Annotated in this window: 21 protein-coding genes; 4 read left to right on the top strand and 17 right to left on the bottom strand. The window is 41.6% G+C overall.

What is annotated here, in order from left to right:
- Nucleotides 1-47: 47 nt before the first annotated feature.
- Both AWM68_RS02685 and AWM68_RS02680 read right to left on the bottom strand, forming a co-directional pair.
- Nucleotides 48-1,031 carry a helix-turn-helix domain-containing protein gene (locus AWM68_RS02685; protein ID WP_066236568.1) on the bottom strand — a complete coding sequence of 328 codons (984 nt, stop codon included), beginning with the start codon at nucleotides 1,029-1,031 and terminating at the stop codon, nucleotides 48-50.
- A gap of 191 nt (nucleotides 1,032-1,222) precedes the next feature.
- The gene (locus AWM68_RS02680) at nucleotides 1,223-1,393 is read right to left on the bottom strand and encodes an imidazoleglycerol-phosphate dehydratase (RefSeq protein ID WP_066236566.1); all 171 of its coding nucleotides are present in this window, start codon (nucleotides 1,391-1,393) and stop codon (nucleotides 1,223-1,225) included.
- A 165-nt stretch (nucleotides 1,394-1,558) separates the two neighbouring features.
- Here AWM68_RS02680 and AWM68_RS02675 point away from each other — a divergent pair, with 165 nt between their 5' ends.
- On the top strand, nucleotides 1,559-2,611 hold the full coding sequence (locus AWM68_RS02675) for an NAD(P)/FAD-dependent oxidoreductase (protein ID WP_066236564.1): 1,053 nt from the start codon (nucleotides 1,559-1,561) through the stop codon (nucleotides 2,609-2,611).
- Nucleotides 2,612-2,830: 219 nt separating this feature from the next.
- On the opposite strand, the gene AWM68_RS02670 is transcribed toward AWM68_RS02675, so the two are convergent.
- Nucleotides 2,831-3,202, bottom strand: a complete 372-nt coding sequence (locus AWM68_RS02670; protein ID WP_066236562.1) for a hypothetical protein — start codon at nucleotides 3,200-3,202, stop codon at nucleotides 2,831-2,833.
- Between the two features lie 268 nt (nucleotides 3,203-3,470).
- Here AWM68_RS02670 and AWM68_RS02665 point away from each other — a divergent pair, with 268 nt between their 5' ends.
- On the top strand, nucleotides 3,471-3,917 hold the full coding sequence (locus tag AWM68_RS02665) for a hypothetical protein (protein ID WP_066236560.1): 447 nt from the start codon (nucleotides 3,471-3,473) through the stop codon (nucleotides 3,915-3,917).
- An 85-nt stretch (nucleotides 3,918-4,002) separates the two neighbouring features.
- On the opposite strand, the gene AWM68_RS02660 is transcribed toward AWM68_RS02665, so the two are convergent.
- The 10 genes from AWM68_RS02660 to AWM68_RS02615 all read right to left on the bottom strand — a co-directional run bounded on the left by AWM68_RS02660 (nucleotide 4,003) and on the right by AWM68_RS02615 (nucleotide 10,668).
- Nucleotides 4,003-4,473 carry a DinB family protein gene (locus tag AWM68_RS02660; protein ID WP_066237448.1) on the bottom strand — a complete coding sequence of 157 codons (471 nt, stop codon included), beginning with the start codon at nucleotides 4,471-4,473 and terminating at the stop codon, nucleotides 4,003-4,005.
- A 269-nt stretch (nucleotides 4,474-4,742) separates the two neighbouring features.
- Nucleotides 4,743-5,240: a DinB family protein gene (locus AWM68_RS02655; RefSeq protein WP_066236557.1), complete on the bottom strand. Its 498-nt coding sequence runs from the start codon at nucleotides 5,238-5,240 to the stop codon at nucleotides 4,743-4,745.
- 90 nt (nucleotides 5,241-5,330) lie between these two features.
- On the bottom strand, nucleotides 5,331-6,089 hold the full coding sequence (locus AWM68_RS02650) for a kanamycin nucleotidyltransferase C-terminal domain-containing protein (RefSeq protein ID WP_066236555.1): 759 nt from the start codon (nucleotides 6,087-6,089) through the stop codon (nucleotides 5,331-5,333).
- A gap of 10 nt (nucleotides 6,090-6,099) precedes the next feature.
- Nucleotides 6,100-7,005 (bottom strand): aminoglycoside phosphotransferase family protein, encoded by a 906-nt coding sequence (locus tag AWM68_RS02645; RefSeq protein ID WP_197468116.1) that lies wholly within the window; start codon nucleotides 7,003-7,005, stop codon nucleotides 6,100-6,102.
- Nucleotides 6,956-7,408 (bottom strand): GNAT family N-acetyltransferase, encoded by a 453-nt coding sequence (locus AWM68_RS02640; RefSeq protein ID WP_066236550.1) that lies wholly within the window; start codon nucleotides 7,406-7,408, stop codon nucleotides 6,956-6,958. The genes AWM68_RS02645 and AWM68_RS02640 overlap by 50 nt, the downstream gene beginning before the upstream one ends.
- Nucleotides 7,409-7,421: 13 nt before the next feature.
- On the bottom strand, nucleotides 7,422-8,087 hold the full coding sequence (locus AWM68_RS02635; protein WP_066236548.1) for a uridine kinase family protein: 666 nt from the start codon (nucleotides 8,085-8,087) through the stop codon (nucleotides 7,422-7,424).
- A gap of 26 nt (nucleotides 8,088-8,113) precedes the next feature.
- The gene (locus AWM68_RS02630) at nucleotides 8,114-8,716 is read right to left on the bottom strand and encodes a GNAT family N-acetyltransferase (RefSeq protein ID WP_066236546.1); all 603 of its coding nucleotides are present in this window, start codon (nucleotides 8,714-8,716) and stop codon (nucleotides 8,114-8,116) included.
- A 59-nt stretch (nucleotides 8,717-8,775) separates the two neighbouring features.
- Nucleotides 8,776-9,078: a hypothetical protein gene (locus tag AWM68_RS02625; protein ID WP_066236544.1), complete on the bottom strand. Its 303-nt coding sequence runs from the start codon at nucleotides 9,076-9,078 to the stop codon at nucleotides 8,776-8,778.
- A gap of 41 nt (nucleotides 9,079-9,119) precedes the next feature.
- Entirely contained in the window at nucleotides 9,120-9,956 is an 837-nt protein-coding gene (locus AWM68_RS02620) for an aminoglycoside adenylyltransferase domain-containing protein (protein WP_066236541.1), read from the bottom strand.
- A 16-nt stretch (nucleotides 9,957-9,972) separates the two neighbouring features.
- Nucleotides 9,973-10,668, bottom strand: coding sequence for a hypothetical protein (locus AWM68_RS02615; protein WP_066236539.1), 696 nt, complete (start codon nucleotides 10,666-10,668; stop codon nucleotides 9,973-9,975).
- Nucleotides 10,669-10,819: 151 nt separating this feature from the next.
- Between AWM68_RS02615 and AWM68_RS02610 the strand changes: the two genes are divergently transcribed.
- On the top strand, nucleotides 10,820-11,239 hold the full coding sequence (locus AWM68_RS02610) for an SRPBCC family protein (protein WP_066236537.1): 420 nt from the start codon (nucleotides 10,820-10,822) through the stop codon (nucleotides 11,237-11,239).
- Nucleotides 11,240-11,566, top strand: coding sequence for an ArsR/SmtB family transcription factor (locus AWM68_RS02605; protein WP_066236535.1), 327 nt, complete (start codon nucleotides 11,240-11,242; stop codon nucleotides 11,564-11,566). It begins immediately after the preceding gene.
- A 36-nt stretch (nucleotides 11,567-11,602) separates the two neighbouring features.
- Here the strand turns inward: AWM68_RS02605 and AWM68_RS02600 are convergent, their stop codons facing one another.
- From AWM68_RS02600 to AWM68_RS02585, 4 genes are read right to left on the bottom strand one after another with little or no spacing between them, the layout of a single operon-like run.
- Complete coding sequence (locus AWM68_RS02600; RefSeq protein ID WP_066236533.1) at nucleotides 11,603-12,199, bottom strand: flavin reductase family protein; 597 nt, start codon at nucleotides 12,197-12,199, stop codon at nucleotides 11,603-11,605.
- A 6-nt stretch (nucleotides 12,200-12,205) separates the two neighbouring features.
- Nucleotides 12,206-13,450: an MFS transporter gene (locus tag AWM68_RS02595; protein ID WP_066236531.1), complete on the bottom strand. Its 1,245-nt coding sequence runs from the start codon at nucleotides 13,448-13,450 to the stop codon at nucleotides 12,206-12,208.
- Between the two features lie 30 nt (nucleotides 13,451-13,480).
- Nucleotides 13,481-14,989 (bottom strand): sodium:solute symporter family protein, encoded by a 1,509-nt coding sequence (locus AWM68_RS02590; RefSeq protein ID WP_066236529.1) that lies wholly within the window; start codon nucleotides 14,987-14,989, stop codon nucleotides 13,481-13,483.
- Entirely contained in the window at nucleotides 14,982-15,248 is a 267-nt protein-coding gene (locus AWM68_RS02585) for a hypothetical protein (RefSeq protein WP_066236527.1), read from the bottom strand. The genes AWM68_RS02590 and AWM68_RS02585 overlap by 8 nt, the downstream gene beginning before the upstream one ends.
- Between the last annotated feature and the right edge of the window lie 23 nt (nucleotides 15,249-15,271).

Raw genomic sequence — 15,271 nt, 5'->3', positions numbered from 1 at the left:
AAACGACCAGATTTCATTTAATCTGGTCGTTTTCTTTGTAAAGCGATTTATTTTTCGACTAACAAGTTTTCAATGGTAGAATTACTCAAAAATGGAGCAAGAGCCAAGACATCCTGAATGGTGAGTTCGTTTGGTTTCAACGATGAGATCAACCTTTCGAGCAGCGATTTGCTCACAAACGGTGCAAGTGCCAAAACGTCATTCTTAGAGATCGAAATAGATTCTGTCTGTAAGAAGATACTTTCGATATGCTCTTTCTCTAAAAAAGGAGCAACGGCAACAAGTTGTCTCATGGTCTCAATTGAATCGTTACATTTTTGAATGATATCGGTCAGTTGATCACTTGAAATAAACGGAGCAAGCCTTTCGATGTCATGCCAATTTATTTGTTCGATGTCTATCTGTTGCATCAAGGATTGAATCTCACCTGCCAAAAAAGGAGCGAGGTGTAAGAGGTTGGCTAGTGTCACAGGTGCATTTACTTTTGTTAATAGATCACTTAAGAAAGGCTTAGGAAGAAAAGGAGCAAGGGATTCGACTTGTTCCCATGAGCATTCTTCAATCTTCAGTTTGGTGAGAAGCTTCCCTAAAAGCGTTTCATTCACAAATGGAGCTAGTTGAATGACATGTTCTAAATTTAATCTTTCTTCGTTCACGTGCTGAATCACTTCTTCAATCACTCCTGTTTTCAGTAATGGAGCAATCGCGATGAATTCGTAAACATCTGTATCCCCAGCGTTCAATAAGCTTGCTGCACCTTCAAGTTGATGAGTAGCCAATTGATTGACCATCTGCCCAACGTGATTCGATGAAACAGTTCGACTCCCACCCGATAGCAGGACATCCACTGAAGTTTGAAAGAGAGCAGCAAGGGAAACAAGGGTACCGATATCAGGAAGAGATTCCCCTCTTTCCCATTTAGAAACCGCTTGATGACTAATGTTCAGTTGCTCGGCTAATTCTACTTGTGTGAAATCTTTTTCTTTACGAAGCTTTGAAATGTAAGAACCAATTAATTGACTGTTCAGCATGAAAGTCACCCCTTGAAATTTTACAGTGCGCCCTGTTAGTAAAAAGGATAGCACTTACGGAAATGGGGTGTCTATCTACCGGTAGTTGAACCGTTCTACCCGTGATTGAAATCGGTAAAGATCACTCATTGAATCAAGATGTTTCTTGCATTAACGTAAAAAATCGTGAGGCCTGCACCTCACGATTTTTCCTATTCTTTACTTTGTTTCGGTTTACTCTTTGATTTACTCCCAATTTTAGAACGATATTCGTTGCCTTTGTTATTGTCGCCACTCATGAACTCACTGCTGAATTCTTGATCATGCTGCGCTTTAGGCGATCCTTGATTCTTGCTTCCTTCACTGCCGTTACGATTTGTCATCACATTTACCTCCTTAAAATTAACTCTTTTCTAGTATTGTGCTTATCCAATTGCTTTTAGTCATGGTTCATCATATATCTAAAAAGTGATTGTAAAATGAGACAATTCGTTATATTCTTAATGAGAATGATAATCACTACTACTGCTTCCTGAGGAGGAACGCATATGGATAAACACGAAATATTTGATGTGACCATTATCGGTGGAGGCCCAGCTGGTCTGTACTCTGCCTTTTATAGCGGACTACGAGAGATGAAGACGAAGATTATTGAATATCAGCCACAATTAGGCGGAAAGCTCCATGTCTATCCTGAGAAAATGATCTGGGATGTTGGCGGTCATACTCCTCTCCCAGGAGCAAAGCTTATAGAAAAGCTCGTTGAACAAGGATTAACGTTCCATCCAGAAGTTGTGTTAAATGAAAAAGTTGAATCGATTTCGAAAAACGATGAGGGTCTCTTTATTTTGCAAGGATCTAGCGGTGAAAAGCATGTTTCAAAAACCGTTATCGTTGCGGTTGGAAGCGGGATCTTAAATCCGCAGAGACTTGATATTGAGGGTGCTGAGCGATTTGAAGTTTCGAATTTGAACTACACGGTAAAATCTCTTCAGCAATTTAAAGATAAGACAGTTGTTATTTCAGGCGGTGGAAATACAGCCATTGATTGGGCGAACGAACTCGTACATATCGCCAAAAAAGTGTATCTCACGTATCGAAAAGGAACACTAGCTGGTCACGAAGCTCAAGTGACACAACTCATGAACAGTTGCGCCGACTGTATCTTTAACACGTCGATCTCTAAGTTGTTTGCTTGTCCGAACCATGAGGTGATTGAACAGATCGAACTCACCAATCATGTGACAGGTGAAATTTCGTACTTGCCTATTGATGAAGTCATCATCAACCACGGGTATGAACAAGATACATCATTACTCGGAAACAGCGACTTGAATATCGAGCTTGCGGATAACTTTTATATTGCAGGAAATGCGAACAGTGAATCGTCAGTCCCTGGCTTGTATGCAGCAGGAGACATATTGAAGCACGAAGGCAAACTGAACTTGATCGCAGGAACATTTCAAGATGCAGCGAACGCGGTGAATAAAGCGAAACAATTCATCCAGCCCGACGCTCAAACCGTTGCCATGGTTTCTTCTCATAACGAAGTGTTCAAAGAGCGAAACCGTGAACTCGTCAAAAAATTGATTCATTCGTAATGTAAAAAAACGGGGGTGAGGTGACCCCTAAAAGGTTTCGTTAGGCAACTAGGAAGGCATGAGTCCGGTATTATACTGGACTCATGCCTTTTAATTTCCCCTTAATTCGATTGTTGTTTTGTTTGCAATCCATATTTATCCATAGGAAAAGCACCTCCAATTTTTAGACTGTGTCTAGATTTTTGGGTGCCGTTCATTAAAAGCTTCTTTTACTTTTTATTAATAACCCCAAGTACCCCAGCCGCCTGGGGTGCCTTGACCTCCCCATGGTGAAGGAAAAGTTTGACCTTGTCCGTATCCTTGGCCGCCCATGCCGCCTGGAAGTCCGCCTTGGTGTCCGAATTGAGGAGGTATTGGGCCGGTATATGGAGTCCAGCCTGTCAAATATTTTATTGCTGTTCCGGCTTGGATATCTTCAGTCGGAGTATATATTGTTAAAACCACTGATCCCGTATTTTGTTGTAGGTCCAAATTAACACTCGTTATTTTAACAATTGCTTGACCATAACCAGTTATATTAGTTATCCCATAAGGGTTCGTTTGATAAATGTTATTCACTTCTTGAGCACTCAATCTTGTGTTTTGAAACAAAAACAACGATCCTTTCTAAACAAAGTCTTTTCGTTAAAGTATATGAACTTAGCCAAGCCTATGTATAGACATTCATACAGGCAATAAAGAATTCTACATACTTAAAGAACTAGGCGTGAAAACCAGTAACTTTTCATTTTTTTAATTCCCTTATTTCAATAATCCTATAATTTTCATATTCGCCATCATTTTTAGGTTCTTGTCCAAACTAATCATCGAGATAAACATATATATATACGGAATAAAACTAATTGAAGGATGGATTTCTTTGTTTCAAAATAAAAGAGCGTATTTAGTACCAGGACCAACTATTGAACAGTATATCGGCCAATATATTACGACGGCCATCACTGGCTACGGCCAAGTTGTGGCACAAGTTGTTAAATACGATAAAGCAACCAAGATGGCAACTCTTAACGTGTTCACCCCTAGTGGAGTAAGAGCGCTGCAAGTACACGAAACAGATATGTACGGAATCGCTCCATATCAAGGACCTATCCCTCCTGTCTTCGGATCTGGCATGGGCCAAATGGGTCAAGGTGGACAGATGGGGCAACCTGGGCAAATGGGTCAGATGGGCCAGGGCGGACAGATGGGTCAAATGGGCCAAATGGGCCAAATGGGTCCTTGGGGTCCAGGTGGTCAACAAGGATGGCCGTGGTGGCTTCAACAACAATATTTTGGTGGATGGGGTGGATGGGGTCCCGGGCGTTAATATAACCCTTCCCCTCTTCTCATATTGAAAAAATCGTGAGGCCTACACCTCACGATTTTTCTTATGAGTTCTACTTAGTATTCATTTAACGGTGCGATGGCCAAGACCCTTGCATCTTTCTAACTTGCATAATCTGACCAGTATGGTAGGCATCATGAAGAAAGATATCCAGCAATTTTTGTGAATGTTGGCCAAGCACTTCATCTGTAGTATTGCTCAGTATCTCTCTTAACCGATTATGCACATTTTCAGCACGCTCAACGACTTTTTGCCATTCTTGGTCGTCATTGGTTTGTTCCGTGAGATCGAAGGTTGCATCACCGTCAAGATGATTGGTCCATTCACGATTTTCCAGGTTCGCAACCAGTCTTTCTTTGTAATAAATAAGATGATTGAGGTTCTCCCAAATGCTTTTCATCGCCTCGCCTGGTGGTGTCCAACTCGCTTGTTCTGCCGTAATCCCATCAATGGCAGGCTTGAGCGGAGCATACCAACTTTCCTTATCAAATGTTGAATCTAACACCGTTAAAAGCAAGTCCGATCGACTCTTCGTCATTTCCAAAGTGGTTTTCCTCCTTAATTCTTTGAATTAGGTGCCTTTTAGCGTGATAACCTGTATGTTTATTGATAACCAGCTGGGTATCCCTGCTATTCATTCATTAAATTTTGGTGTTAATTCGGCGAGTTTTGCCTATAATTCAGCGAGGTTAACCGATAATTCGGCGAGTTAGGATCATATATCGGCGAGTCGACATCGCTCGACAACACGGAGTCTCGGAATACCCCCACCTCATCTACCTATCTATCACACCAACTTCAATAACACTAAACTCTCGCTGATTCCTTTACCTCTGGTTCAATAAGGTCTGTATCACCCGGAACATAGCCGAGCTGTCTTCCGATCTTAACGATTTGCCCTTTATGATGAAATTCGTGAGTGGTTGTATGGGTGAATAGCCATAGTGAGGTGAAGTCAGCTCTATCCCCATTTCTAAACGTTACTTCTACGGATTGATCCCACTTGTCTTCAAACTTCTTTAGAAATTCTTCTACCAATTCATCCGTTTTTCTAAACACTTCCCGCATTTCCTGTACGTTTTGAATGGACTCTGGTGGTATTGGAGGAAGCGACTTGCCTAGTGCCCGAGCTCCTAACCATCCGTGATAACATTCCGCTACATGAACATGAAGGCTGCGAATGGAATCTCCACCAAAGCTATCAAGCTCTTTCACATAGTCTTCAGACGAAATCGATTCGCAATACGTGAATAATGATTCTCTTGTACGGCGAACCCAGTCATATTGCGTCTTAAATAAACTCATTTTCTCACTCTCCTTATTTTCTGCTTTCCCCCTACTTCAACAAAAAAAGCACTTCTCCTTCATGAAGAAATGCTCTTGAGCGTTTTTGGACTATAAAAATGACAAATCACTTTCCTCAAGTGTTATACCGTTTAATGCTGCCCATTTGTTTGTGGAAACCCACAGATCTCCAACATCGCTTTTCAAACGCTGCACGTCTGTATTTAAAGACAAAATACGTTTTATAGACTGTTCGAAATCATGAGGCAATGATTCTAGTTGAAAGCTTTCATGATACATGGAACGACTTGATCGAAATTTGTGCCGATTCTTCAATCCAACACACATGGTTGCCCAATAAGCAATCTGCCTTGCTTCATGTGCACCTGTTACAACATCACTTTCATGAATCGTATATATCTTATATACATGTTCATACAAATCGGCTAAGGCATCTCTTATTAATCCATCAAAATCTGCCTGTTCCTCAGCTGCTTTTGCTTTTTCTCTTAACGTGTCATAGAGGTTTGTTGGGTCATGAAGAATTTTAGAGGAAAAGAGTACATCGCCTTTTACACACCATTCATAATCGATGTTTGTTGATTTTACGTGAATTTTATCTAATGAGCTAAAACTAATTCCCACAAACATTCCCTTATAAAAGAACGGATACCATCCGCTAGCTCGTCCGTTTACTACTACCCTCAACTCAAGATCGGATTCAGGACAATCTGTTCCTTTGGCTGTTGAACCTTCAATTGCTGCTGCAATCAAATCTTCTCCATATTTGTTTTTTAATTCACAAAGAATTTCATTTGCCATATGATAACGATCTTCAGTTTGGAATCTACTCGGTTGCCAATTGGTCACTTTTTTCCCTCTATTCTAAAACGATCTTCTTCCAAACGTGCCAAGCGTTTAAATATTCCTTTAAGTCTGAAGGGTGATGTTTCACACAAGCGGCTAATCGGTGATACAGCCCAATCAACACGTTTTCGTATAAGTTTGCATTCACCTGTTTGCCACCAACCTTTAAGACATCTGCTGCAGACTCTATGGTTTGTTGTGTTAAATCATCTGGTGATGAACAGAAAGCATAAATTAAATCATAAAGAGGGTCTCCAATAACAGGAGTTGGATCAATTACCCCACATAGATGGTCATCGTTAAAGATAAAATTATGAACACCCAGATCACCGTGCAATAAATACGGTTGTACCTTCATACCTTCTACTTTTTGCACAAGATCAAATAAAAGATCATGATCATCCTCACCTAAATAGGGATCTAACACCTTTTTGGCATCCATCGTTCGATTCAATAGATAAGCGTACCAGGAATCTGTAGGTTCATCCGCCCAGCCCCAGCCAATCGTTTCAGGAACTGTTTTATAGTGTTTGATAAGATCATGTACAAGTGTTACGAGCAGTTCTTGTTTGTTGTTCCTCACATAGTTGGTAGAACCTTCAATAAAAGAATAGACAAGATACTTATTGGATGGTTCGACATAATGAAGATTCGGTAACAGTTCCAGCTCTTCGTAACACTTTAGATAATATGCCTCAGATTGAGTAATTTCCGGCCCGTTTGACTTTACGACATATTGTTTCCCATCATTGGTTTGAAGGAGGAATAATTGACTGACAGTACCACCAGTTAAAGGCTTACATTCTATGATTTCGGAATCTAGTATTTTCTCTTGAATGATCTCTTTTATTTCCATCTTTCTCTCCCTATCAATCGGACCTTCTCCATTCATAAAGAAGGTCTGGCAGATTTTCTTCATTCTCATGCCCTCTGCCTATCACACTAAATCCATTTTTTTCATAAAAGCGTTGTGCGTTTTTATTAACTTCAAATGTGTATAGTGTCAATCTCCCAGTCGAATTCTTTTTTGCCCGTTCAAGCAATGTGTTACCTACACCCTTATTTTGATAGCCGATATGAATGTATAGTTGGTTTATTTGCGTTTCATTATAAGCGATCATTCCAATTACTTCTTCGCCCATAACCGCCAGTTCAATTTTATGATCCTCAGAGAGAATATGATTAATAAAATGTACATGATTCTCAAAACTATGAGACTCTTTTTGTCCGATCGCCTCATATTTGCTATCACGCCACATTGTGACGGTTTGTTCCGCATACTGAGGAGCATAGGGAATAATGGTTATTTCACTTTGGTTCAAGCCGCACATCCTCTCATTCGTGTGATGATGCAAGGCTTGTGATCGTATCCTTTTCAACAATAACCTCTTCATCCGAACTTTTAATCACCATATCAAAATTCTGATGGTAAGGATGCATGAATACCTCATATTGAATCCTACGCTCATTATGAGAGTGCATTAGGAAATCCATATCCATACCACGTTCATTGACATCCCGGATCCCTCTTCTACTCAACTCGGTGTCCCCATCTGTATAGAAGTAAAGCTTCAAATCAAACAAATTCGGATCAACAAAAGCTACACTCATACCTTCAACGATATTTATTTTCTTTTGAGAAGAAATCAACGAGCTTTCTACATAATTGGTACCAATTGAATAAACATCTAAGCCATCTCTGATCATATTGAGATCCCGCTCTAAAGCAAATGTTTGATGAGCGTCTGGGTGACACGCGGTCATTTTATACTGATGCTTTTCACCTTCATACTCATAATCGATAACTGTGTTCTTTCTGAGGTAGGATCCAACAATATAGGTATCTGTATTTATGTAATTTACATTTTCTTGACCAAGCAAGGTTATCAGCTTGGTTGCAAACGTTGTCTTTCCAGAAGCACCATGGCCTGAAATTCCAATAATTATTCTTCCTTCACTACTTTTAATCCACTTTTCAATGTCATGTAAAATCTTATCCATCGTTTTCCCCCACTTTGTAAATTAAATCAAGCTTCAAGCTTAAGTATATCGTTTTCGGGGCTTGCGTTGTACTTCAGATAATCTTCTTGAAGGATTCCACAAACCGCACAGTCCTTATACTGACCCTTTGAATTGCGGATCATATGTCGGATTATTCCTTCTTGCCTCATTCCCACTTTATGCATGATTCTACCTGAAGCCGGATTGTCGGTGTTATGTGCTGCGGATATTTTATGAATGTTCATGTGCCTGAAGCCAAATTCCACAACCGCACGCAACGCTTCCGTTCCATAGCCTCGATTCCACCAATCGTACCCGAGCGAATAACTTACCTCACCATTTTCTGTAAGTTTGTCAAAATTATATAAATCAATTTCTCCAATCAGTTCACCTGTTTCCTTTAATTCGATTCCCCAATAACAAAATTCTTTATTTTCATATTGACTCACAATCTTCGCGACTCTTTCCATCGTTTGAGAAACACTATGATGTGCTGCGTTTACTCGATTGTTAGAGACACGATCGTCTGAAAGCCAATGATTAAACACACTTTGAGCGTCTTTAAGCTCCAATTTTCTAAGGATTAGTCGGTCGGTTTCTAACTTCGGCGTTCCAAAAAAGCGTATCATTTTGCACCTCTCAAAGAGATCTCTTAATCTTGTTGTTAAGATGGTATTTAAATTAGAATTTATAAGCTGATTAAAGGGGCTATGACTAGTAACAAAAATGAACAAAGTATAAGTGCAGCAGAAACTTTTCTCGGAAGTTTCTCTTTTTTATTATCTTTATAAAACCCTGAAAATTGAAGCTTGTTTCGATATAGAACAAATACCAATAAAAAAATAGAAATTCCTACTAACCATCCACCGTTTGTATTTTCAAGATTGAATCCCAGCTGTGTGTGTATGGCTTTAATGACAGCTCCCATTACACCACCAAACACGAACACAATCACCATTATCCTGATCAATTCCAGAATTGCTCTAACCATTTTGCATCTCCTTGTTATCTATTTCTTCTAAACACATCCACTCAACTTACCAATTGATTACATTCTGTCATTACATACTTCATAAACTTCAACGTGTCATCTCTTCTCTTGAATACTGATCCATAGCGAGAGAATTTACTTCCGTTTCGAATGCGCAGCGCTTCTTTAAGGATACGATGATATTCTTCTGGAACAGTAAGGAGCGCATATTCCCCTGCCCCCACTTTGGATGTGATATCTTCTTCTCGAATAGAGTAATACAGCCGAGTCACCCCGAGCACTCCCCACTCGATCATACTAGGGCTCATATATAGTCCGAAAAAGGAGAGTGATGTGACACGTTCACAGTTTTTCACCCAATTCAGCCAATAGCCATTGATGTTTTCCACCAAGTTCGTTTTGAGCAGATCCCAATCTACGGGGACGTGATACGTCTCAATTGGTAGTCCTTTTATCACGATGCCGTAAGTTCTCAGCTGATAAGCATCAATCCAGTTTCGATGGAATGACTTAAACATCTGAAGTTTGCCATCATTAAAATACGGACAAGTCGACACTTCTTCATTCCGACCCTCTAGATCTTCACGTGTTACATACATCCCATCTAAACTCGGCTTCCGAAACTGTTTTTTCATGCCTAGATGAACCTCTTTTAACACGTCAACATCGTTTTCCGTCAGAGGTCGTTTAACAACGGTATAAAAGTCTATGTCACTAATTCCCTCTTGATAAGCATCTAACGAAACAGAGCCGAAAAGATAGAATGATTCCAGCACGTTTGGCAGTCGCTCCTCTATCTTCTTCAAGTAAACGTCTATTACATTCTGCACTTCTTTTGACAGATGGTTTGTATCACTCGTCGATTGCAGTTGAGTCATCGTTGTTCCCCTTCTTTCATTTATGAATCAGTGAATATTCTTTTTCAATCGTTTCAGCAAGCCTCTCGGTTCCGACAGCCCCTACATGAAAGGTTTTGTTATCCCGCCAATAGGTTTCTCGAAACGTAATGCCATTCTTTAGTTCAATTTCTAAAAAGATGCTTTCTCCATCATCTTTGTTGTCCTTCGCTAGTTGTTCTCGATCATGCAGTGATAGTGCCAGCCATTCGTCGAGAAAGACTTTAGTAGAAGCATCCGGAAACGTACGAAGTCTCCTGCCGTCTAGTGTGCTTTCGATGTGTATTTTTTTAACGAGATCCTTGATTGGATAATATTCTCCTACCGTTTTCGCTTTTGTATTTTGTTCCACAACAAAGACCTGGTCATTCGCTAAAACAGCAAGTGATGTTGGGGTATCTTTTATCGAATAAATAGGAGTACCCTCATCTAAATAAGTGGCATCACCATTTTTCATCTTATAGTTGCTACAAGCGTCATCCGCCATTTTGTACCCTACTTTTCCAATCTCATCACCTTGTACAATATTAAGTTCAACCATATCGTGTGGTTCAGGAAAATGGTGTTCATACTTCACATCCTTGATCTTAACAGCATGAATCCACTCAATCTCTCCATCCGGACAGCCGCCGACTGGAAGATTGCTGCAAGAAGTTAGTACAAATGCTAAAAATAATTTCACTAGGTAATTCATCTTTTCCCTCCAAGATACACATTCTATCAATGTAAATATTCTCCACTTGTGAGATAAGGTCCTCTTTTACCTATTGACATACAACCAAAAGGTGTTATATTCTTAACGTGCAACCAAATGGTTATATATTATTTCTAGGAGATGAACATTCATGGCAACATTACCGGATATTAAACAAACGGCGCTCTTTAACGCACCGATTCAAAAAGTATGGAATTCTGTATCGACTGCAGAAGGCATGTCTTCTTGGTTCATGCCAAATGACTTTAAAGCAGAAGAAGGACACGAGTTTCACATCCAGTCCCCTTTTGGTCCTTCACCGTGTAAGGTGCTCGTAATTGAGGAGCCGCACAAGCTTTCGTTTGCTTGGGACACAGACGGCTGGGTCGTTACGTTTCTATTAGAAGAAAAAGGCGATCAGACAGAGTTCACTCTTATCCATAGCGGATGGAAAGAAGAAGATGCGATTGTTGGAAAAGCCAATCAAAAGGCGCAAGATGTGCGTGACCGCATGAACGGCGGATGGGTTGGTATTGTGAATGAAAGATTGAAAAAGGTCGTTGAGGGCTAAGTGGCAGCACCAGCAGAAAAACACGATGTGTTTAAAGCGATTGCCGATCCAACTAGACGTGAAGTATTGAGGCTGCTCGCAGAAAATGATCGGCCGATCTCAGAGATTGCCGATCATTTTGATATGAGCCGAACCGCTGTGACGAAGCACCTTCAGATTTTAACGGAGGCTGAACTCATTTCAGGGCGTAAGGAAGGCCGGGAAAAGATTTATCAGCTGCATCCAGAGCCTTTAACTGAAGTGAAGCAGTGGCTAGGTTATTACGAGAAGTTTTGGGGTAATAAGTTGGCTATGTTGAGGCACCTTGTTGAAGATGATAAGAAGTAAAAAAGCTTAAGGATATTTTCCTTAAGCTTTCTCTCTTTAGCGCGGCAGCGAAAAGAATTCTCTGCTCTCACTATAGTTCCCTGCAAACCTACCAAGCGGCTGCAATTTCTCTAGATCCACTTTATAATTACCAAGGTAATAATCATCATTGATATGATAACGGACCATTCTGCCGATCACCAAATGATCACTTCCAAGCTGGATAATCTGCTCCAACTGACATTCCATCTGGATGGGCGTTTCTTCAACGCGCTTTGGTTTTACAATTGTACTGTCTAATGTTGTGAGCCCAGCCGCTTCAAATTCATCCACTTCACTCGGAAGGTTCTCAGACGTTTTCTGCATCTCATTCCCCAAGGTTGACGTGACCACATTGATCACGAACTCTTTTTGGTTCCGTATGTTTACAAGTGTATCTTTTTCCGTTCCTTCTCTTTCTCCCACTCCAGGTCCTATCGATATACAAAGCATAGGAGGGTTTCGGGAGGCTACGTTAAAAAAACTGAACGGCGCCAGGTTGACCACTCCCTCTGTTGAAATGGTCGATACCCAGGCGATCGGTCTTGGCACGACTGAGCCAATCAATAGTTTGTATACATCCTTTTCTGTCAGCTCTTTCGGATCAAATTGCATGTTCACTCACCCTCGCTTCTCTCTTTTATTAACATTTAACAAAACTAGCAGAATCGCAAACACGATACATAACAATCCTGTGATAAAAAACCATCCTGATGTGTAGCTGCCATTCAGATCTACCATAAAACCGAAGACAGGCGGTGCCGCGATAACCCCAAGTGACCCAATTGTGATGCTCAACCCACTCGATATTCCAGCCTGTTCAGGTGGAACAAGTTCACTCGCCAGGTTCATCCAGATACCGTTGAACCCTGAGACCGCAAAGCCAAAGACGGCGATGATTGGAACAAGCAATCCAAACGGCGTATGTTCAGGTAACAGTGCCAAGGTGCTGCTTGATAGTGCAGAAATAATGACGATCACGATGACAATAATCACACGTTCTCCGTTAAACACCCGGTCGCTGATCACGCCCCAAGCGACTCTTCCAAATGATCCGCATGCTTCTGAAATGACGAGCAACAGCCCCGACAGAAACAGCGAGATCCCCATCTTCTCGTAAGCAAAGAGTACGAGATACGTGTTCAGGCACATTTGTGCTCCGTTCAAACCGAGTGCACTTAGACTTACGAGCAAGAGCGGTTTGTTCTGAATCATTTTCCACATGGCTTTATAAAAAACAGACAACCTCTGATCACTTTTCCCTTGTGGTGCGGACTCTGAATCGCGGTACTGAAAAAAGGACAGGACCCCGATCAGAATCAAAAGTAATGCTGCGCCGATTACAGCTGTCCGCCAGCCATAAGATGCTGCGATTGGAAGTAAGATCACGGCGGATAAAGCAGATCCGAGTGTGACGCCCATCTGTTTGATGCCCATGGCTGTGCCGCGCTGTGTTTGTGTGAACCAATAGATGATGCCTCTGTTCGAGACCGGGTGCATGGCTCCGTATCCGACACCGCCGATGACCACGAATAGGAGCATCGACCAAAAATGTGTAAAAAAGGTCGAGAACATGAACCCGACCCCTAAACACATGGACAAAGCAAGAAGCAGCCTCCTCGATCCGAGCCGGTCCACTAAGAAACCGGCAGGAATCGAAGCAAGTGCCTGTCCTAAAAAGAGACCCGCCGGAAGCATGCCGATTTGAGCTTTTGAGAGCGAAAGATCTGCTCCAATTAATACTCCTAGCGGTACAAGTCCGCGCCCTACAAAGGCAACCAATATTTGAACAATCAAGAGCCAGATCAGCATCTGCCAATGTGGCTCAAGACGACTACGCTTAACGCTCAAACTCAAATTTGCCATGTCAGCTTCAACTCTTTTTTATTGATTGTATTATGCTTCAAGCTCCAACACTGCAATTTCGTCCTTTTTCAATGATTTTTCAGCAGAAACCGTAACGAGCATCGAACCAACGGTACAAACAACAAAGTTTATCGTAAGCCCGATCACTCCACCATGAATGCCGAACACCGTCTTATGTCCTGTTAACGTTAACAACCCGGCTACGATAGCTCCGATAAGCATTCCCCAGAACACCGGTTTAGCCGCGAGACGCTTCCAATAAAGTCCTAGAACAAACGCCGGGAATACTTGAACCAATAGCTCAAATTTCAGGACGAAAATTTGGTAAAGTGTACCTGGTGGATTCCATGCGATCATCAACAGGAAGAAGATTGCAATGATTCCTCCGATTTTTCCAACCATAACTTTCTTGTGTTCAGTAGCTCCTGGATTTACGAACTTACCATATACATCATTTGATAACATCGATGAAAAACTAAGCAAAACAGAGTCTGCTGTAGAGATGATCGCCGCAACGATTCCACCGAAGAAGATGATCATCATCCAATAATAAAACCCGTTGATCGCAGCGATTTTATTAGCCATCAAACCAACTAATTGTTCTGACCCCGCTGTATCTAACCCTGGAAAAAGCATGATTCCAACGATACCGACAACAAATACGAGACCTGTTGTGATCGGAGGCATCCACGCCATGCGAGCGAAAGACTTCTTCAACGTTCTTTCACTTTCAGCAGAATAGATACGCTGAACGGCATGCGGGTAAATGGATGCCCCAAGTCCTACAAGCACGAGCATACTGAACCAGTTCACTGACACTTCCATCTCAGGAACACCGAGTTTTGCAGGTTCATTGTCAGCGATGAACCGTGTTACTTCAGCAAAGTTCCCTCCAACCAAATAAAGAGCTCCAGCTAAGAATACAAAGATTCCGACCATGAGCACGATTCCTTGCATAACATCCGTGAACGCAACGGCCTTCATGCCTCCCATCCACTCATATGCAAGCATAACGAGAACGAAAACGACAACGGCGATCTCATAAGGAATCGTTCCTCCTGTCATTCCAGCTACCGCTTGTCCGATCGCGACCAGCTGCTCCAACAGATAGTTTCCTAGCCCCCAAAGCATCAAGAAGATAGAAAGCAGTGTAACAGCCTTCGATTTAAAACGGAACTCCAGCCAATCCGTAGGGGTTACAAAGTTACGACGTTTCGACACCACGTAAAGCCTTGGTGCGAACAACAGATAGATCCCGATGATGATCGTCATGAAGGAAATCGACTGCAGCCATGAGAACCCGGTCCGGTAGCCTGTCGGCGCATAACCGACGATCGTGTTTCCGCTGTACTGTGTCGCGTAAAGGGTGAAGAACAAAGCGATAAAACCAAGGTTACGACCTGCCAAATAGTAGCCTGATAGACTATGATGAAGATTCGTATCTCCTTTACCAGAGAAATACCCGATTACAAGCATAATAATCGCAAAAACACTTAATATGATAATGCCGTCCATGCCGGCGAAGGTTAAATTATCCATGCTTCACATCCTCCTTTCTCTTGGCATTCTCCTCTTCCTCCTCAACGATGTTCCATTGAGAGATACAGAGCCAGCTTAGATAAGCTCCCATGATGAGTGTGAAAAAGGTAGAGATAAATGCCCAGAGCGGGAATCCAAGAACAAACGGTTCAACCGCTCCCTTCGGAAAATACCAGGGGACGATCAATACAACGTTAATAAACAACAGAATCCAGATCCACTTTTTACGGATCGGTTCTTTCACTGACTTGGTTTTCATATCATATCCTCCTTAAAAGAAAA

It is taken from the genome of Fictibacillus phosphorivorans, assembly GCF_001619875.1.
In the GTDB taxonomy this organism is placed as follows: Bacteria; Bacillota; Bacilli; order Bacillales; family Fictibacillaceae; genus Fictibacillus; species Fictibacillus phosphorivorans_B.
This window is presented reverse-complemented; position numbering and strand designations above follow the sequence as displayed.